Annotated in this window: 14 protein-coding genes; 8 read left to right on the top strand and 6 right to left on the bottom strand. The window is 43.1% G+C overall.

The window, feature by feature from the left end; translation table 11 throughout:
- Positions 1-105: 105 nt before the first annotated feature.
- The 5 genes from B158_RS13200 to gshB all read right to left on the bottom strand — a co-directional run bounded on the left by B158_RS13200 (position 106) and on the right by gshB (position 5,451).
- Positions 106-2,367 (bottom strand): bifunctional diguanylate cyclase/phosphodiesterase, encoded by a 2,262-nt coding sequence (locus tag B158_RS13200; RefSeq protein ID WP_018623450.1) that lies wholly within the window; start codon positions 2,365-2,367, stop codon positions 106-108.
- A gap of 114 nt (positions 2,368-2,481) precedes the next feature.
- Positions 2,482-2,919: a Holliday junction resolvase RuvX gene (ruvX, locus tag B158_RS0100965; RefSeq protein ID WP_018623449.1), complete on the bottom strand. Its 438-nt coding sequence runs from the start codon at positions 2,917-2,919 to the stop codon at positions 2,482-2,484.
- A complete protein-coding gene (locus B158_RS0100960) occupies positions 2,919-3,479 on the bottom strand; it encodes a YqgE/AlgH family protein (RefSeq protein ID WP_018623448.1) in 561 nt (186 codons plus the stop codon). The genes ruvX and B158_RS0100960 overlap by 1 nt, the downstream gene beginning before the upstream one ends.
- A gap of 47 nt (positions 3,480-3,526) precedes the next feature.
- Entirely contained in the window at positions 3,527-4,450 is a 924-nt protein-coding gene (locus tag B158_RS0100955) for an energy transducer TonB (RefSeq protein ID WP_018623447.1), read from the bottom strand.
- A 50-nt stretch (positions 4,451-4,500) separates the two neighbouring features.
- Positions 4,501-5,451: a glutathione synthase gene (gshB, locus tag B158_RS0100950; RefSeq protein WP_018623446.1), complete on the bottom strand. Its 951-nt coding sequence runs from the start codon at positions 5,449-5,451 to the stop codon at positions 4,501-4,503.
- A 239-nt stretch (positions 5,452-5,690) separates the two neighbouring features.
- Between gshB and pilG the strand changes: the two genes are divergently transcribed.
- The 8 genes from pilG to B158_RS0100910 are packed head-to-tail and all read left to right on the top strand — an operon-like array spanning position 5,691 to position 18,101.
- Positions 5,691-6,089 (top strand): twitching motility response regulator PilG, encoded by a 399-nt coding sequence (gene pilG / locus B158_RS0100945; protein ID WP_018623445.1) that lies wholly within the window; start codon positions 5,691-5,693, stop codon positions 6,087-6,089.
- A gap of 36 nt (positions 6,090-6,125) precedes the next feature.
- On the top strand, positions 6,126-6,491 hold the full coding sequence (locus B158_RS0100940) for a response regulator transcription factor (protein ID WP_012800162.1): 366 nt from the start codon (positions 6,126-6,128) through the stop codon (positions 6,489-6,491).
- 6 nt (positions 6,492-6,497) lie between these two features.
- Positions 6,498-7,046: a chemotaxis protein CheW gene (locus B158_RS0100935; RefSeq protein ID WP_018623444.1), complete on the top strand. Its 549-nt coding sequence runs from the start codon at positions 6,498-6,500 to the stop codon at positions 7,044-7,046.
- A 42-nt stretch (positions 7,047-7,088) separates the two neighbouring features.
- Positions 7,089-9,431 (top strand): methyl-accepting chemotaxis protein, encoded by a 2,343-nt coding sequence (locus B158_RS12795; RefSeq protein ID WP_018623443.1) that lies wholly within the window; start codon positions 7,089-7,091, stop codon positions 9,429-9,431.
- Between the two features lie 14 nt (positions 9,432-9,445).
- Positions 9,446-10,321, top strand: a complete 876-nt coding sequence (locus tag B158_RS0100925) for a CheR family methyltransferase (RefSeq protein ID WP_026309170.1) — start codon at positions 9,446-9,448, stop codon at positions 10,319-10,321.
- 20 nt (positions 10,322-10,341) lie between these two features.
- Positions 10,342-17,016: an Hpt domain-containing protein gene (locus tag B158_RS0100920; protein WP_018623441.1), complete on the top strand. Its 6,675-nt coding sequence runs from the start codon at positions 10,342-10,344 to the stop codon at positions 17,014-17,016.
- An 18-nt stretch (positions 17,017-17,034) separates the two neighbouring features.
- Positions 17,035-17,628: a chemotaxis protein CheB gene (locus B158_RS0100915; protein WP_033413770.1), complete on the top strand. Its 594-nt coding sequence runs from the start codon at positions 17,035-17,037 to the stop codon at positions 17,626-17,628.
- A gap of 8 nt (positions 17,629-17,636) precedes the next feature.
- A complete protein-coding gene (locus B158_RS0100910; protein ID WP_018623439.1) occupies positions 17,637-18,101 on the top strand; it encodes a chemotaxis protein CheW in 465 nt (154 codons plus the stop codon).
- An 11-nt stretch (positions 18,102-18,112) separates the two neighbouring features.
- Here the strand turns inward: B158_RS0100910 and B158_RS0100905 are convergent, their stop codons facing one another.
- On the bottom strand, positions 18,113-18,841 hold the full coding sequence (locus tag B158_RS0100905) for a 16S rRNA (uracil(1498)-N(3))-methyltransferase (RefSeq protein ID WP_018623438.1): 729 nt from the start codon (positions 18,839-18,841) through the stop codon (positions 18,113-18,115).
- Positions 18,842-18,843 lie beyond the last annotated feature (2 nt).

The raw sequence follows: 18,843 nt of genomic DNA, 5'->3' as shown, positions 1-18,843 counted from the left end.
TCTTTGTTAAAAGGTAAAGGCCAGCATTTTGCTGGCCTTTTTGCATTAAGATTATCACTAGAGCTAATCTTGAGAGACTAGCTTAAAAGACTATGCTTGAGAAGACTATCTTGAACTCATTCTCTGCGGGTGATCATGAGAGCTCCATCTGTCGATAAATTCAAATAACTCATCGACCGATAAGGGCTTGCTGAACAAGTAGCCCTGAATTTGATAACAACCATGTTGCTTAAGTAAGTTGAGCTGCTCGACGGTCTCGACACCTTCAGCAACAACCTTTAAATCGAACTCCTTACCGATATCAATAATTGCTTTGCTCAATGCAAGATCAGACTGGCTGGCTGGCAATGATTTTATGAAAGTTCGATCGATTTTGATGGTATCAATGGGAAGATATTTTAAATAGGTTAATGATGAGTAACCGGTTCCAAAGTCATCTATTGCTATTGAAATACCGTGATCACGCATGGCTTCCAGTGGATTATCTCCATCAGAAAATAACTCAAGTGATATATGCTCTGTAATTTCTATTTGTAGAAGGTTGGCTGGAATATTGTAACTTTTCATCAGCTGAAAAAACTGCTTGATGAATACTGGGTCATGTAAATTTAGACTGGACAGGTTGATAGCGAAACGTGGCGCTGGTAATCGCGATTTAAGCCATGAATTAATGTAACTGAACAGAGAGTGCAATAACCAGATTGATAGCCTGCGAATCAAATGATGTTTTTCAGCCAGTGGAATAAAAACCTGTGGTGAAATTGATTTTTGCAACGCTTTGGAATACCAGCGAGAGAACACCTCTACTCCTGTTATTTCATTGGTCGAACAGTCAATTTGTGGCTGAAATGCTAATGATAACTCGTCATTTTGTATGGCATTATGGAAAGCCTGTATCAGTTCGGACTCTGTTGCCAGTTGTCTTATGACATTATTGTGGTATTGAGTGTAATGTGAGCTTGAGTTCTGCAAAGTAGACAGCGCCATATTGGCTTTGTTGATGATATCAAAAACACTGGCATCTTCTGGATATCTGGCGCTGGCAAGATTGATAGCCGTCAAAATCGTATGCTGTTCGTGGTTCTTATCTTCGATGTGGAAAGGAGCATTAAGTACTGACTCAAGGTGTTGTAATCGACGTTCGATAAAGGTGTTATTAGGAGTGCTAATAAAAGGAATAAAAAGTGCAATCTGGTCATGTGAAACAGAGCCAACGATATAATCCCGCACAAAACTATTCTTGATCCGTTTAAGAGTCTTTCGCTGAATGTCGAGTACCATTGTTTGAGAATAGCTGGATAGTAGTGAGGAAATATCCTTGAAGTGAACCAAAATACATAGACCATGTTTTAGGTTTGAGCGAGTCAGCTTGTGCATCTGATCGATAAAGGTATTCTTATTTGGCAACTCAGTGTGATAGTCAGTCTGCATTTTGCGCAGGATAGGCTTATACACTCTTCTGGCATATATCTTTTGCAGTAAAATAGTAGTCAAAGCAATTGCCATAAAAAGCAGTAATATGCTGGTCAGGTTTTGATAAACCGGTGCTAGCAATACATTCTTTTCAACTTCGGCGGTAAGCCACCAGTTAACATGCTGCAAAGGGTAAAATACGACAATTGAATTTTCACCGGTAAATTCCGTAATTGAAGTGGCGCTTAAGGATTTCTTTAGCTGGTCGCGAGACAGGCTTGAGGAGAAGAATTCTAGTGTTGTTTCTTCGGTGCTGGGATCAACCGGCCTGAGAATTGCATCGCCATTACTCTTGATTAGATTGAATTGACCATTGTGGCTAACTGGTGTGGAGAGAATCTTCCGATGGATATCATTGAAACTGACATCACCTGTAACAACTCCATAAAACTGGTCATCTTTAATAATTGGGGCAGTAAATGCCAAATAGGTTGTGGTGTAGTCATCTACACCGAGGTAGGGCTCTGAAATGGTAGCTTCCATGGCCTGCTTACCGCTTCGATACCATGGGCGCAAGCGAGGGTCATAACCGTCAGGTATGGACCAGGGGTTTGAAATATAGAAACCATTTTCAAGACCATAGCCTAAGTACTGTAATAAGCCGGTTTCGGCAATGCGCTCAAAGTATACCTGGGGGATTGATTCACGTTGGTCGGGAGCTTTATTCGCAATTTCAGTAGCTAGGCCGGTAACTAGCCCTAATCTAGATGACATCCACTCATCCAGGGTGTTGCCCGTTAGTTCTGACTGGTGAGTGAGTTGCTGAAGTGCATTTTCAATCAGTTGTTCGCGTTGAGCAATATAGGTAAATGCGGCAAATATGACAAAGTTAACCCACAGGAGTGCAAGAAAGCTCCACAGTAGCTTTTGATCATTTGATAGTTTGCGCAGCATTTATCCCTTGGCTATCTCCTTGATAATAAACTCAAAGCTGTTATCCAACCGTGCCTGGGTTAGCAAGCCTGTCTTGATTATAAGCAGGTTTCTGGCGAATTGACAAATATCAAGTCAGGAGCTGTGGTACTGCTCGAAGAATCCTTTGAGGATAAGCTCTGCTGCAAAAGCATCAATAGGATTCTGCTTGAGTTTTTTATAGCCGCCCATTTCGAACAGGTAATCCTTAACTTCAGCGGAGCTAAGACGCTCATCATGCAGATAGGTCGGTAGGCCAAATCGGCCGTGCAATCGGTCTGCAAATTTACGGGCTTTTTGGGTTAGCAGCTGCTCGCTAGTGTCCATATTAAGAGGCAGGCCAACAACGAATGCTTCAACCCGCCACTCCTTAATCAGTTTTTCAACCTGAGCCCAGTCTGGCTGATCATTGGTCACGTTAAGAACAGTCAATGCCTGACTGGATAACTGAGAGCGAATGCCGGTTGCAACTCCCAGTCTTTTCTCCCCAAAATCGAAACACAGATAGCGTTGAGCATCGGTTAGTTCAGTCATCAGGCATGACCGTCCTGTTCACTGATCTGAGTCCAGTCGATACCGAGCAGTTGAGTAGCCTTGAGCCAGCGCTCTTCTGGTCGTGTTCTGAAGATAATGTTTTTATCAGCAGGCGCAAACAACCAGGAGTTTTCTTCAATTTCTTTTTCAAGCTGTCCCTTTTCCCAGCCGGCATATCCCAAGGCAATGACAACATCTTCAGGTCCCTGATGTTGGGCAATGGCCTTTAAAATATCTTCCGACGTAGATAGTGCAATATCATCACTGATAGTCAGAGAAGACTCCCAGTTACCAAGCGGGCTATGCAGAATAAATCCCCGCTCTCTGTCGACGGGTCCACCAGCCAGCAATACTCGGTCATCTTCATTGCCGTTAGTTTCAATATTTAAATGCTTGAATAGCTCATCATAGGTCGCTTCCAGTGGCAGACTTAAAACAAGTCCGAGCGCACCCTGCTCGTTATGTTCACAAACATAGGTCACACTGCGCGAAAAGAAAGGGTCATGCAGACTAGGCATGGCGACCAGAAGATGATTGGCTAGAGATTGGATTGCTTCCATGTGCAAACTATCACAAAAATTTAGGATTAATTAATGATTCTATTGTATCAATTTCTGGTATTTAAGCTATTGTCTGGTTTGAACTGCCAGGTTCGAACAATTTCAAGAATATCGGTATTATGGCGAATAGATTCTGGAAGCGGTTCGAAGGGCGCTGACAGACGAACAATGTCCAGTGCTGCCTGATCCAATATCTTCTCACCGGAACTTCTCAGTATGACCACATCAAGCAGACTGCCATCTTTATCAATGCTGACCTTGAGAGTCAGGTTGCCATAAATACCCAGTCTCTTGGCTTGCTCCGGATAATGCAAATTACCCACTTGCTCAACTTTCTTACGCCAAAGCTCCAAATATTCGGCGTCGGCGGGAGACTCATAAATGGCTGCAGAAATCTGGCGCTTTTTGAGGCCGCGGGTTTGCAATTGATTGACCACATCCTGCTCAAGGTTGTACTGCTCAAGCTGTTCCGGTGGAGGGGTAATTTCTGTCGGCTTGTCAATTTGATCGGGAGTGTTCTGTTGATTGTCCTTGGTTTCAATGGGCTGCTCGACTGATTGTTGCGACTGGTCACTGGTTACCAGCTGCAATGCTTGCTGCGACTGATGTTGCTCAGGAATCAGCTCCAATGAGGGCATATCAGTCTGGCCTTCAATATTTTTGAAATTTTCAAGTTTTGTGGTCGCCCGTTCTGCCGTTTCAGATTCACCTGCACCCTGTTGGTTGGTCTGGCCAACAAAGTCAGCCTTTTCGGGTGGATCGATGCTTTCTCGCTGTGCAAGAGTGACATCTAAGGCAATAGGGATCTGGCTGGGTTCTGACTCAGGCAGCACAAACCGTACACCTAGTAAAAGCAGCAGGTGAAAACAGATAGCTAGAAAGAGGGTGAACTTAAGGCGATCACCATCTCTCACCGGGGACTGGTTGAGCTTAACTAATTCTTTATCGGCTGTTGGATTCACCTGACTCATAGGCTCTTATTCATCATGCATTATATCTAGCAAAAAAGGACAGTACGTTATTATTGTTGGATCTTCTGCTCAAGACCTTCGAACAGTCTGGCAGCGATATTAATATTATACTCTTTATCTAATTCTCGCATACAAGTTGGACTGGTAACGTTTATTTCGGTCACATAGTTTCCAATTACATCCAGGCCGACGAAGTATAGTCCGCGTTTGACCAGCTCGGGTGCAATTGTTTCGGCTAGAGCTTGCTCCTGTTCGCTGATCGGCATAGGTACGCCACTGCCGCCGGCTGCCAGGTTGCCGCGGGTTTCTCCCTTCTGAGGAATACGTGCCAGAACAAAAGGAATTACTTCGCCATTAACAATCAGGATACGCTTATCACCTGCTGTAATTTCTGGAATAAATCGCTGCGCCATAGCCAGATGGTTACCACCACCGGTAAGAGTTTCAATAATGACCGAAGTATTTGGGTCGCCCTGTTGTATCCGGAAAATAGAGGCGCCGCCCATGCCATCCAGCGGTTTTAAGATAACGTCTTTCTGTTCGCTGACAAACCGTTTGAGATGCTGCGAGTTGGAAGTAACCAAAGTGGGTGGAGTATGCTCAGGAAACCAGGCTGTAAAAAGTTTCTCATTACAATCTCTAAGGCTTCTTGGATTATTAATGACCAGAGTACCTTGCTCTTCGGCAAGCTCTAGCAGGTAAGTGCTGTAAATATAATTCATGTCAAAGGGAGGGTCTTTACGCATAAACACCGTATCAAAGCGATGCAGAGCTTTTTGTTCAGCGGTTTGCAGTTCAAACCATTTGTCTGCACTGTTAAACACTTTCAGTGACTGACAATTAGCCCTCACTTCACCCTGATCCAGGTAAAGATCTTGTTGCTGGCAGTAATACAATTCCCAGCCACGACGTTGAGCCTCAAGGAGCAAGCCGAAACTGGTATCTTTAACAATATTTACCTGGTCAATGGGATCCATGACCATTAATAGAGAATGTGGCATAAAAGAAAAAGCATGTGGTTTAATAATAAGTTATCATGAAGCATTAACCAGCAAAACCTTTATTCTTGCAAGAAAAAGGTTGCATGGATTCAGCAACAGAATTAGGCTGAAAATGTGAACTGTTTTGCGACTTCTTGACTTTTATGATAAAAGGTAAGTAGAAATCTAAAAAAAAGTTGAAGAAAAGGCGCTAACTCTTTATTAAATAGTGAATTTTCGCTGTTCATAGGTAGCCATACATGAGTGATTTGTTCAAAGGTTTGAAAGTGATGGTGGTGGACGATAGTAAAACTATTCGCCGCACTGCTGAGACACTTTTGAAAAAACAGGGATGTGATGTTGTAACCGGTGTAGATGGATATGATGCGTTATCCAAAATTGCCGACTATAAGCCAGATATCATTTTTATTGATATTATGATGCCTCGCCTTGACGGGTATCAAACCTGTGCTCTTGTTAAAAGTAACCAGAATTTCAAAAACACCCCAATTATAATGCTGTCCAGTAAAGACGGAGTGTTTGATAAGGCCAAGGGGCGGGTCGTTGGTTCTGACAACTATCTGACCAAACCATTTAGCCGTGACGAATTATTAAACGCCATATCCCAGCAGTTGCAAAACAAACCGGCTGTGGCTTGATTAAGAATTAAAGATTTTAAAGAGAGGTAATTTATAATGGCGCGTGTACTTATTGTTGATGATTCTCCAACAGAAGCACATATTCTAACCGGTATGCTTGAAAAAAATGGCCACCAGGTTATTACGGCTCCTGATGGCGAGTCTGGTATTGTTTCTGCTAAAGCAAATCACCCTGACGTTATTTTAATGGATGTTGTGATGCCAGGCTTGAATGGTTTCCAGGCCACACGTCAACTGAAAAAAGATCCTGCTACATCGTCTATTCCAATCATCATCGTATCTACTAAATCTCAAGCAACAGACCGTGTTTGGGGAATGCGTCAGGGCGCTAACGATTATATTACTAAGCCTGTTGATGAAGCCTCTTTATTAGAGTCTGTGAATAACGTTTTAGGATCATAACCTCTTATGTCTGGAACTGATGCGACCAATATTGTTGGCATTCTTGCCGACATAGCAGAACGTAGTCAGAAACATCGCGATTCGCTGCCGCAACATGATGTTAGTGGCGGCGCTTTCTATAGCGGGGTAAGTTTTCTGCTTAATGGTGTGAACTATATTGCCCCACTAGACGAAATTTCTGAGATTATTCCTGTCCCCCAGACAACCAAGGTACCCGGTGCAAAGAGCTGGCTGAAAGGGGTTGCCAATTTACGTGGTGTCCTGTTGGCCTTGGTCGATTTGCAGGAGTATTTGGGGCGTCCAAGTTCCAGAAATATATTAAAGCAAAGAGTTTTGGTGCTTGATCAGCATGGATCCTATTTAGGACTTATCGTTGATGAAGTACGTGGCCTGCACCATTTTGAAGAAGATGAGCAGGTTGAAGGCAGTCTAACTGCCGATGCAGTTATCGCTCCCTACATTGTAGGGGGCTTCGAAAGAAACGGGGAGTTATGGCGGGTTTTTGGGATGAAGGAGTTATCGGAAAGTCCGGAACTTCACCAGGTCGCTGTGTAAATTTTACAACAATATGAAGTCAAGATGTCTCGGGAGCAACCTATGAGTGAGACCAAAAAGAAGATGAAGAAAGCCAGCCGATCAGGGATCGGTGTTTACGCTTTTTTATTGATCGTTGTCTTGATCGCGCTGGCAGTTAATGCTGGTTATGGTTTCTTAGAAAGTCAGAACCGTATTCAGCGTTCAGAGCTTGCGTCAGAAATGAAGGTATTGTCGCAACAGATTGCAACAAACGCCTCAGAAGCAGCGCAGGGTACCCAGTCGGCGTTTGCCGAATTGGATGCAGCGGCCAAGCAGTTTAGCGGTAATTTGCGTAAGTTGATCGACGGAGAAGGTGTAACCAACCTACCTCCAGCACCAGCTAACGTGCGAAATAACGAGTTGAAAGCTCTTGAAAGTTTGTGGCGTGAAGTTGAACCGCAGACACAGTCAATCTTGGCAAACCAGGAAGTTGTAAATCGCATGTACACCAATGCGGATGAGTTGGCAGAACAAATCCCAACTATGCAACGTCAGTACGATAGTGTGATTGATATACTGCTGGATAACCGAGCTGATGGTGAGGAAGTCCACCAGGCAACTCGCCAAAAATGGTTGGCTGAACGTATTTCATCAGGCATGCAGAAAGTTCTGCGTGGTGGTGACGAAGCACAGATTGCAGCAGAGGACTTTGGTCAGGACGTAGATACGTTTGGTGTTTATCTGGAAGGTCAGTTAAACGGTGATGCTCTACTTGAGATTCGACGCGTAAACAATCCCGAGGCGCGATCAGCTCTAGAGTCAATCGTAAGCGAATTCCAGAGCGTCAGCGAGAAAGTTGACTACATTGTATTTAGTACGCCGAAGCTGTTTGAAGTACAAAACGCATCGGACTCTATTTATAGCTCAGCGGACACATTGTTGAGCAGTACGACAAACGTTGAATCAGCATTTGCAGCTTTGACGACTAGTTATACGGAACCAGGTAGCCCGATGCTATCAGGTGCATTGTTCGTTCTCATCCTACTGTTATTGGTAGGTATGTATCTGAACCAACGAAAAGCAGAGAAAGTTCGATTACGCGAATCTGAAGTGTCAGCAGAGCGTGAGAAAGAAGAGAATGCTCGAAACCAGGAAGCGATTATTCGTCTTCTGGATGAGATTGACAGCTTGGCGGATGGTGACTTGACTGTAAAAGCAACCGTAACCGAGGACTTCACGGGTGCGATTGCTGACTCATTTAACTTAACCATTGACCAGTTGCGTGGTGTGGTAGGCGCAATTAACGAAGCGGTTGACCAGGTATCGAAATCTGCTGAAGAAACTCAGCAAACATCGACTGCACTTGCAGAAGCTTCTCGCCAACAGGCACAGGAAATTACTGGAGCCTCAGCAGCGATTAACGAAATGGCGGTATCTATTGAACAGGTATCAGCGAACGCATCTGAGTCTTCACAGGTTGCGGAAAAATCGGTGGAAATTGCTAAGAAAGGTGGTGAAGTTGTACGTAATACCATCCGAGGCATGGACACGATTCGTGAGCAGATTCAAGAAACCTCGAAACGTATTAAACGTCTCGGTGAGTCGTCACAAGAAATTGGTAACATCGTATCATTGATTAACGATATTGCTGACCAGACGAACATTCTGGCATTGAACGCAGCGATTCAGGCATCGGCAGCAGGTGAAGCCGGTCGTGGTTTCGCGGTAGTTGCGGATGAGGTTCAGCGACTGGCGGAACGTTCATCTAATGCGACAAAACAGATTGAAGCGCTGGTAAAAACGATTCAGACGGATACCAACGAAGCGGTAATCTCGATGGAGGATACGACTTCTGAAGTTGTTCGCGGTGCTCGATTGGCACAAGATGCGGGTGTGGCACTAGAAGAAATTGAAACGGTATCAACTAACCTGGCGGACTTGATTCAGAGTATTTCGAATGCAGCACGTCAACAGGCTGCATCTGCAGGTCACGTGTCGAATACGATGACGGTCATTCAGGAGATTACAACGCAAACTTCTGAAGGTACTCAGGAAACAGCTCGTTCGATTGGTAAGTTGACCGAGTTGTCAGAAGACTTACGTCGTTCAGTATCTGGCTTTAAGTTGGATTCAACAAACGATGATTACTTCCGCGGTGAAGAGGTATCAGCTGTTGAAGACGATTCTGAAGAAAGCTTTGAAAATATGTTTGATGATATTGAAGAGTCAGAAGAGTCTACAAGCAATGAGCTTGATGAATCGTTAGAGTCATTAAGTGAAGAAACTAGTGAGCTCGAAGATGCCAGTAATGATCTGCAGGAATCGAGTGATGAGCTTGAAGATTTCTTGAAAGAAGCTGGTGAGAGTCTCGAAGAATTAGACGAAGACATCTTTTTGGAAGAAGAGACAAAAAAGAAAGACTAATTGCGGGCCACTAGTTGAAACATAGCTCTTTAACTCATGTTCCAGATATGGAGACTGCCACTTTTGAAAGATGGCAGTCTCTAATTAGAAAGTATTCAGGAATCTGGATCCCAGCAAATAGACAGCTTTTTTTAAAGACAAGTCTGCTGAAACGTATAAGGGACCTGAACCTTAGAGACTATGATGAGTACTACCAGAAGTTACAGGATAAAAACTGGGCTTCACTAGAATGGTTTCAGTTGATTGATGCATTAACCATTCATGAAACGAGCTTCTTTAGACATAAAGAATCGTTTGATTTAGTGCAACATGTTTGTCAGCAGAAGATTATTCAATCAGCTAACTCGAATAGCGATTGCAATGTTCAAATCTGGAGCGTTGGCTGTTCAACGGGCGAAGAGCCTTACAGTCTGGCGATTGCTTTAGAAGAGTTAAGTTTAAACACGCTGACAGAAAAGGGACTGAGATTTTATTACGGGATTACTGGTATAGATATCAGTTATCCGGCACTTAGTGCGGCTAGACGTGCGATATATAGCGATAGAAAGTTACACATGATGTCACCAGAAATACAGGCATCATATTTTAATCGTCATGATAGTAGACATTGGCGAGTTAAAGAGCACATTCGAAATCGAGTACTGTTCTTACAGGGAAATCTCAATGAAATTGGGAATTCGCCGAAACGAAATTATGACGTCATATTTTGTCAGAACGTATTAATTTATTTTCGCCCTGAGGATCGAATTAATATCTTGGAAGGGCTGGTTGAACGATTAATTCCGGGTGGCGTATTGATATTGGGCCTGGGTGAAATAATTAATTGGAAGCATCCTGAGTTAGTACGGATTGACGAGAAAAACTGTTTGGCATATCAGCGGCAGCTATAGCTACAAAAAATGGTGTAGGCATGAAAGATAATCAGACAAAAGTAGCTTTAAATTGGGTTAAAGACGAAATCGAAAGCACGCTTGAGCAGGCGCAAAATGCCATCAAAGCGTATGCGGAAGATGAGACTGATAAAACCCAAATACATTTCTGTGCTAATTGCATGCACCAGATCCGTGGCACCATGCAAATGCTTGAGTTTTCAGGAGCTGCATTACTTGCTGAAGAGATGGAAGCACTCGCTGAAGCGATTGGTGAGAAAAATGTAGCCTCAAATGAAAAAGCATATGAAGTATTTCTATCGGCCATTCTAAGATTCCGCAGCTACCTCTCACGTTATGCTGAAGGTAAGTCAGATCTTCCCGTTATTTTATTACCAGCCATCAATGATATGCGTGCCTGCCGTAATGTTGATAGTTTGGGTGCTGGTAATTTAATTAGCATTCCCACTGAAGGTATTGAAGCACCAGCACCTAAACAGAAAGTAGATTTAAAAGGTGATATTTTAGCGGAAGTTAAATCTTTACGTTCTAAGTTCCAGCAGGGCTTGTTAGGTGTCATTCGTGATGTGGATACGCAGAATAACCTTGAGCGTATGCAGCAGGTAACTCAAACCTTATGGGGCTTGGGCAATCGTGTTCCCTACCAAAATTTATGGTGGGTAACCACAGTATTTTTAAAGAACATTGCACTTCTTTCTAAGAAAGATAAGCCTGTAGTTAAAGGCTTGCTGGGTCAGGTCGATCGCCGGATCCGTGAATTAATAGAAAAAACAGCTAATGAAGAAGAAGCGAATAAAGTATTAATCAATGTTCTTTTCTACGTAGCTCAATTCGATACAGAAGATGAGCAAGTTAAAGAGGTTCAGGATAAATTCCAGCTAAATCAATTGATGGACACGCTTGGTGATCTGGAAAGTGAATCCAGTGACTTAACTGGGCCAGACACAGAAAGCGTTCGTATTGCACTAAATGTTATTAAAGAAGATTTAGGCGAAATAAAAGAGTCACTTGATCTATACATTAGGACCAAGTCGCAGGAGAGCGAACCTCTAGAAGATATGGTTCCGGCAATGCAAAAGATTTCCGATACCATGTCGATGTTAGGTTTGACTCAGTCAAAGGATATGATCAGCAAACAAATGAAATCCATTGGCAATTTGCTTGATGGCTCAGAAGCTGATCGTGAGCAAGGACTAGTTTATATCGCAGAGGGTATTTTATCGCTTGAGGATTATATCGAGCGGGCATTAAAAATGGACAGCAAACAGTTGGCTAATGAAAGTCTTGGCCAAGGTGAGGGCGAGTCCTTGCAGATTATTAATGCACGATACCAACTGGTTCAGGAAAGTCGTGGCAATTTGCATAAAGTTAAAGATGCCATCACCGATTATTTAGATGAAAGCCATAACATTAAAAGGTTGGAGCAAGTACCAGAGCTATTAAAAGAAGTTGAAGGTGCATTAACATTTGCTCAATTGGATAACTTACTTGACGTCATTTCTAAGGCAAAAAACTTCGTTGTTAAATATCTCATTAGTGAGAAAGTAGTACTTAGCGAAGCAGAAATTTCTACACTTGCTGATGCGATCAGTTCTGTTGATTATTACCTAGAAGGATTGATGTCTTCAGGCCTGCATGGGTTGCCGGTCATATTACAGCGCGCCGTCGATAGTATCGGTGAGCTTGAGGCACATTACGGCAGTCTCGATGAAGAATTATTGCCAGTGCTCGATGATGCCCTGGAGATGCCAGAAATAGAGATGGTCGAAAGTGAGACGTATGATGAGTCTGATGATAGCGATGAGCTGATTGATGATGAAGTACGTGAAATCTTTATCGAAGAAGCTGATGAAGTGCTGGAAGAAATGCACAGCTTGTTACCTGAATGGAAACAGGATCAAACAAATAAGGAAGCAATCTCAACTATCCGACGCAATTTCCATACCCTAAAAGGTAGTGGGCGTATGGTAGGTGCCACAGATATCGGCGAATTAAGTTGGGCGATTGAAAATATGTTGAATCGCCTGATTGATCATAGCATTGAATATACACCTGCCCTTTTCGTAACAACCGAAGAAGTTGCCAATACATTACCAGAAATGGTAAAGCAGTTTGCCTCAGGTGAAAAAACCAAGTTCCCTAAAGAGTTGGCAGACCGTGCGAATCGAATTAGTAAAGGTGAAATGATAACGGATCTTCAGCCTCAACAGGAACAAACTGAAGAAGAGTCTGATCAGGCTGCCGAGCAAGAACTGTTTGATATCTTCAAGCAAGAAGCTGAAGGGCATGTGACAAGTCTAGAAATGTTCGCCAATCAACGCCAACAAGGTATTACACAGAGTCAAATTAGTGACAACCTTCTGCGTTCACTACACACTCTAAAAGGTGTTGCCCACATCGCAAACATACAGTCACTAACGAATGTTATTGTCCCTGTTGAAAGCTACTTCCAGGAATTAAAGACCCGTGAGTTATTAGCAGAAGAAGCTGATATGTCTTTAATTGATCATACTAAGGATCTACTAAGGCATATCATCAGCACTCCTGAAGATGATCAGGTAATCTCTGCACATGAAGATGAAATTCTGCAGCAGCTTGCCCAGCAGCAGAAGCGCTTTGACGAATCTGGTGAGACTGGACAGGAACAGGGCCGCGATCCAGAGCTAATCAAAGATATCTTTAATATTGCTTCAGATGTTCTAGTCGATATCGAAAGTACCAATTTACAGGAAACACCAGAGCCTCAGCGTCTTGAGAGAATATCTTATCTGATGGCATCAGTCGAACGTTTGAAAAGCATTCTCAGCGAAGCAGAGCTTAATGAAATTGAACAAGTTGTAGCAGCATTGAGCGATGCGTTACAACGTAATATGACTGCTAACAAGGTAGACACTTCAATTGGTACTTTACTGCAAGAGGCATACAACCAGCTTGAAAATCAGTTTGACTGCCTTGCAGCTAACTTATCTATTCCAGAGGCTAGAGATCTGGTTCAGGCACTGCAAACTTGGAAGCCGGCTGAAACAACTGGTCTTGAATTAGAATCTGCACCCGAAGAAATCTCTTTGGGCGAAAGTGAAGAAGTCCAGTTTGAAGAAACTCCAGAAGAATCAGTTCAAGTTCCTACTACGGAAGAGAAGGAAGAGCAAAGAGCTACTCAAGATGATAACTCAATTGAGTTTAATCTTGATGACTTTACGCCGCCTTCAAAAACTGAAGAAAAGCCAGCTGCAGAAACTAAAGACAGAGAAACTTCAAAAGATGATAATTCACTAGAGTTTACGCTAGAAGATGATTTCTTAACAAAAGAATCCGAAGAAGTCCAAGAAGAGAAGTCAGAAGAGAAAAAAGAAGAAAAAGCCACAACTGACGATAATTCAGTAGAGTTTGAATTCTCTGATGAATTCCTTGCCTCTGAGGCAATGGAGGAAGAGTCAGTTACTGATGAGCATGAAGAAGCTGAAGATTTAAGTTTAGAGGATGCGGCTGAAGAGCTTGGTCTAGATTTAAGTGATGAATTAGACCTATCTGAAGAATTAGCAGCTGACGAAAAAGAGGAAGCTCCAGAGGAGACAGCTCAAGAAGAAGTCTATGAATCAGAGCTGCCTGAAGAAACTGTTAAAGAAGAGCCTGAAGTAACTGCAGAAATTACGGAAGAGACAACTGCTGAAACGGAAGAAAGTGTGTCGGATACTGCAAACGAAGCTGCAGAGCAAGTAGAAGATCTGGATGAAGTACCAACAGAGGAAGAAACTGCAGAGGTTAGCGAAGAGGCTCCTGTACCAGAGAAAGAAATCGCTAAAACCATAAGCCTTGATTTAGACGTAGATGATGAGTTGCTCGAGATATTCAGCGAAGAAGCAGAAGAATTATTCGATAGCGACGCAAACTTACTTCAAAAGTGGCGCCAGGAACCCAACAATTTAAAAATAATTGCTGAGTTGCAACGTAACTTACACACCCTTAAGGGGAGTGCAAGAATGGCTGGCTTCTCACCAATTGGCGACTTAGCTCATGGGCTGGAAGATTTATATACAGCTATTACTGATCAGCTATTTGCTTCATCTGAAGAAGCAATCGATTTAGCTGAGCGTGCGGAAGATAAATTATTGGCAATCTTCAATGCTCGCAACACTCCTGAAAAGATCCCATCACCTGCTGCAATGCTTGATGAGATTGAAGGCTTTATTGCTGCTCAAAAAGCTGGTAGAGCATATGTTCGCCCACAGTCAGAGGCTGACATTGCACCAGCAGCTGAAGAAGTTAAGCCATCAGAGCCAGAGAAAGCTGAGGAAACAACGCCCGTTGCAGAAACTCAACAGCCAGCTGAGCCTGAAGAGATTGAATCTAAAGAGGAAATTGATACCGAAGAAGCCGCCTGGAATGAGGAGTTGGCTGAACTGTTCCTTGGCGAAGCGTCTGAACTGTTGACTTCATATGAAGAAGCAATCGAACGCTGGTCAAATGATTTACACAATGTAGAGCCACTGAACACGGCTATGCGCAATCTGCACACACTTAAGAGTGGTGCAAAACTGGCTGCTATTACTCCGGTTGGTGAATTAACTCACAAGCTTGAAGGAGTTGTCGAAGCTCTGGCAAGAGACCCTAGACTTGGCCATGCTCGCTGGGCTGATATGCTGCGTCGTAGCTATGACGAGTTACACGAAATGGTTGATCAGGTTCGTAATGGTCAGATGCCTGCGAAACCTGCTGAGTTATTACGTAAGTTGGAAAATGACAAAGCAACCATTGAGTCTCAGTTAGAGCAACTGGATAAGCGCGATCTTGCTGAGTCTGGTGAACAGGCAGAAGTGAAAATCGTTTCGCTTGCAGATAGACAGAAACAGAAGGAAGAAGAAGCTAAGGAGGCAGCTAACCGAGATGTTATCCGTGTACGTTCAGAGGTACTGGATAACTTGGTGAACTTGTCTGGAGAGGCTTCCATCTTCCGTTCGCGTCTTGAGCAGCAGGTGGCAGACCTTAACTTCAACCTTGGTGAGATGTCATCAACAGTTGACCGTCTGCGTGAACAGCTACGTAATCTGGAAATTGAAACAGAAGCACAGGTACTGTATCGCCGTGAAATTTCCGGTGTTGATTTTGATGAGTTCGATCCTCTGGAAATGGACCGTTATACTCGTCAACAGGAATTGACTCGAAGTCTACTTGAGGCTGCGAGCGACTTGATGTCAATTCAAGAGACACTTGAAACTAAAGTTGGTGATGCAGAAGCTACATTGCTGGCACAGGGTCGTGTAAATACAGAATTGCAAGACCGATTGATGCGTACTCGAATGGTGCCATTTAACAGTATAGAAAGTCGCCTGCGTCGAATGGTTCGTCAGATTTCGACTGAATTAAATAAAGATGTAGATCTGATTCTTGAGTCTGAAGGTGAGATGGACCGTACTGTAATTGAGCGAATGGTTGCGCCGCTCGACCATATGCTCCGAAACGCAATTGACCATGGTATTGAGTCTAAGGATGAGCGTAAAAAAGCTGGTAAAGCAGAAAAAGGAACAGTACACCTAAGCTTGTCGAGACGTGGTAATGAAGTTTATATCCAGATTCAAGATGATGGTGCCGGTATCCGTAAAGATAAAGTGCGCAAGCGTGCTATATCGCAGGGCATGATTGATGAATCTTACAATCCTACAGACCGTGAGCTATTCCGTCTGATTCTACAGCCTGGTTTCTCAACCGCAGAAACTGTGACCCAGATATCTGGCCGTGGTGTGGGCATGGATGTAGTGCATAGTGAAATTCTTCAGCTTGGTGGCTCATTAAATATTAGCTCTGAAGAAGGTAAAGGTACAACTATGACAGTGCGTTTACCATTTACCTTATCATCTAACCAAGCATTGATGGTTAAAGTAAAAGGTGAGCCATACGCCATTCCATTGTCGAATATCACGACAGTTGCTCGTGTCAGTGCAAAAGAAGTATTAGAAATCTATCAGGATAAAGATAAGACCTTCACGCACCTTGGTGAAGAGTATGAGTTACGTTATCTCGGTCAGATTCTAGATCGGAATTCAGATATTGTTCCTCCGGTAGATGAGTTCGTTCCTGTATTGATTATTCAAGGTGAAGATAAACCAATTGCGGTGCATGTTGACGAACTAATTGGTTCTCGCGAAATCGTGGTAAAAAATATTGGTCGTCAGATATCCACAGTACCTGGCATTTCAGGAGCATCGATTCTCGGTGATGGTAGTGTTGTACTGATTCTGGATATGCAGACATTGGTTGACCGTTTCCACGAGTGGGATTTCTCTCACGAAGCCGGAATGGTACAGGAGACTACGGTCGAAGATCGTATCCCAGTAGTTATGGTTGTGGATGACTCGATTACAGTTCGCAAAGTTACCGCACGACTACTGCAACGTCACCAATTCCAGGTAATGACGGCTAAAGATGGTGTTGATGCAATTACACAGCTGCATGACGACATTCCGGATGTCATGCTACTGGATATTGAAATGCCACGAATGGATGGTTTCGAACTAGCAACCATTATTCGACATGATGAAAGACTTAAGCATTTACCAATCATTATGATTACTTCTCGTACTGGTGAGAAACACCGCGAGCGTGCTGAACAGATTGGTGTTAATCGTTATCTAGGTAAACCTTATAATGAGGAAACTCTATTAGGTACGATTGATGAAATGCTTAAGTTGGAAGACTAAAGGATTGAACAAGCTGTAATGAATACAATGTTGGTGTTGCTGGCTGCCTCAACCGGTGGTCCAGCGGCAGTTAAGGCTTTTATTGATGCCTTGCCCGATAAGCCGTTACCGGTTTGTTTTGTTCTGGCGAATCACATTAATGAAGGGTCATTACCTAGTTTGCAAGCAATGCTTAACGAGCATGCTTTTATTGATGCTGAAATAATTGATCAATACAAAGACATTAAACCTGGCAAATTATATATAGCACCAATCGATAAAAAGATTAGTTTTGTAGTGCAAGGCAAGATTATCATTACTGATGAAGAATGGAGTAAACCTTATGCTCCAAATATTAATGAACTATTTGCCGAATCGCTTGAGCTAAGAGATGTTGAAAAACTAGCAATTGTCTTCAGTGGTATGGGTGATGATGGTTCAGCAAATTCTGATTTGTTGACCGAGAGTGGGGTTGATATCTGGTGCCAGACGATAGAAAGCTGTATCCAGTCTTCAATGCCCGAAAGTATGATTAAAACAGGAAATGTTACTTACAAAGATGATCCGGCCGGCCTTGCTGAGCAACTGGTCATTTTATTAGAAGCTTTATTTCCAGTTGACCAATACGCGTGAGAGAAAGCATGACCAAAAAAGTACAAGATGTTTACAGCTTTTTGATTCCTATGATTGAAAACAGTTTATTGTTGCCGAATGCGACAGTTGCTGAGATTGTTCCTTTTATGAATGTTGATCTTATGGAAGATGCTGAATCTAGTGAAGACTGGCAAATTGGTCAGATTGTATGGCGTAACATTAAGATTCCGGTAGTTTCCTTGGAAAGGGTACAAGGTAAAACAGATTTGGGTGAATTACGTCGCTCGCGAATCGCAATTGTATATACGTTAAATGGTAATCAGGAAATACCCTATATCGCTATTATGGTGCAAGGTATTCCCCGACTAGTGCCAGTTGATGAAAATAATAGTCAGGTGGTACAAGAAGATTTGCCCAAGGGAGTTAAAGCCTGGGCAGATCTGGAAGGGCGTAAAGCACTGATACCAGATTTAGACTTATTGGAAACTATGCTCTCTGAGAGAGCTTCTTAATTCAGAAATACTTAGAAGTCGCCCCAGACACTATTCATTACCGCAACGGCAGCTAAGGCTGCCGTTTCTGTTCTTAATACTCGTGGTCCAAGCTGTACAGGGTTGCATCCATGGGCAGTAACCGAACTTATTTCTTCATCGCTAAAACCACCTTCTGGCCCAACCCATAATTGAATTTCAGAGTCAATATTAGCGGAGATCGACTTAAAGCCGGTTTTTGCTTCTGGATGCATGAAGAAACTATTGGCGTTCAAGTGAGTTAATGCTGCCTGCAACTTGATGACAGGATGAAGTATCGGGATGGTGTTACGACCACATTGCTCACAGGCACTTTCGATGACTTTTTGCCAGTGCTCATGCTTTTTTTGCCAGCGCTTGTCATCAAGTTTTACCCCGCAGCGCTCGGTGATAAGTGGTGTGAATTGCTTAACTCCTAATTCAACACCTTTTTGCAGTGTGAGCTCCATTTTGTCACCACGAGATACACCCTGATAAAGATGGATATTTAGTGGTGACTCGTTATTGCTGCTTTTTGACTCAACGATGTGAACAGAAACTTGATTACGTTCAACCGAGAGAATGTTACAAAAATAGCTATTCCCGTCTCCATTAAATAATTCTAACTGTTGTCCGACTGTCATACGTAAGACACGACTAACATGATTGCCAGCTTCCTTCTCGAGCAACAATTCTGAGGAAGGTGTCAGTTGTTGTGTGGTAAAAATACGGGGGATGCGCATCT

The sequence above is a fragment of the Kangiella aquimarina DSM 16071 genome (genome assembly GCF_000374105.1).
GTDB classification, from domain to species: domain Bacteria; phylum Pseudomonadota; class Gammaproteobacteria; order Enterobacterales; family Kangiellaceae; genus Kangiella; species Kangiella aquimarina.
The sequence above is the reverse complement of the archived record's forward strand: the minus strand, read 5'-3'. Positions and strand labels throughout refer to the sequence as shown.

Excerpts from the sequence above, each read along its gene's own strand:
- B158_RS13200 (WP_018623450.1), bottom strand. The coding sequence starts at position 2,367 with ATGCTGCGCAAACTATCAAATGATCAAAAGCTACTGTGGAGCTTTCTT.
- ruvX (WP_018623449.1), bottom strand. The coding sequence starts at position 2,919 with ATGACTGAACTAACCGATGCTCAACGCTATCTGTGTTTCGATTTTGGG.
- B158_RS0100960 (WP_018623448.1), bottom strand. The coding sequence starts at position 3,479 with ATGGAAGCAATCCAATCTCTAGCCAATCATCTTCTGGTCGCCATGCCT.
- B158_RS0100955 (WP_018623447.1), bottom strand. The coding sequence starts at position 4,450 with ATGAGTCAGGTGAATCCAACAGCCGATAAAGAATTAGTTAAGCTCAAC.
- gshB (WP_018623446.1), bottom strand. The coding sequence starts at position 5,451 with ATGCCACATTCTCTATTAATGGTCATGGATCCCATTGACCAGGTAAAT.
- pilG (WP_018623445.1), top strand. The coding sequence starts at position 5,691 with ATGAGTGATTTGTTCAAAGGTTTGAAAGTGATGGTGGTGGACGATAGT.
- B158_RS0100940 (WP_012800162.1), top strand. The coding sequence starts at position 6,126 with ATGGCGCGTGTACTTATTGTTGATGATTCTCCAACAGAAGCACATATT.
- B158_RS0100935 (WP_018623444.1), top strand. The coding sequence starts at position 6,498 with ATGTCTGGAACTGATGCGACCAATATTGTTGGCATTCTTGCCGACATA.
- B158_RS12795 (WP_018623443.1), top strand. The coding sequence starts at position 7,089 with ATGAGTGAGACCAAAAAGAAGATGAAGAAAGCCAGCCGATCAGGGATC.
- B158_RS0100920 (WP_018623441.1), top strand. The coding sequence starts at position 10,342 with ATGAAAGATAATCAGACAAAAGTAGCTTTAAATTGGGTTAAAGACGAA.
- B158_RS0100915 (WP_033413770.1), top strand. The coding sequence starts at position 17,035 with ATGAATACAATGTTGGTGTTGCTGGCTGCCTCAACCGGTGGTCCAGCG.
- B158_RS0100910 (WP_018623439.1), top strand. The coding sequence starts at position 17,637 with ATGACCAAAAAAGTACAAGATGTTTACAGCTTTTTGATTCCTATGATT.
- B158_RS0100905 (WP_018623438.1), bottom strand. The coding sequence starts at position 18,841 with ATGCGCATCCCCCGTATTTTTACCACACAACAACTGACACCTTCCTCA.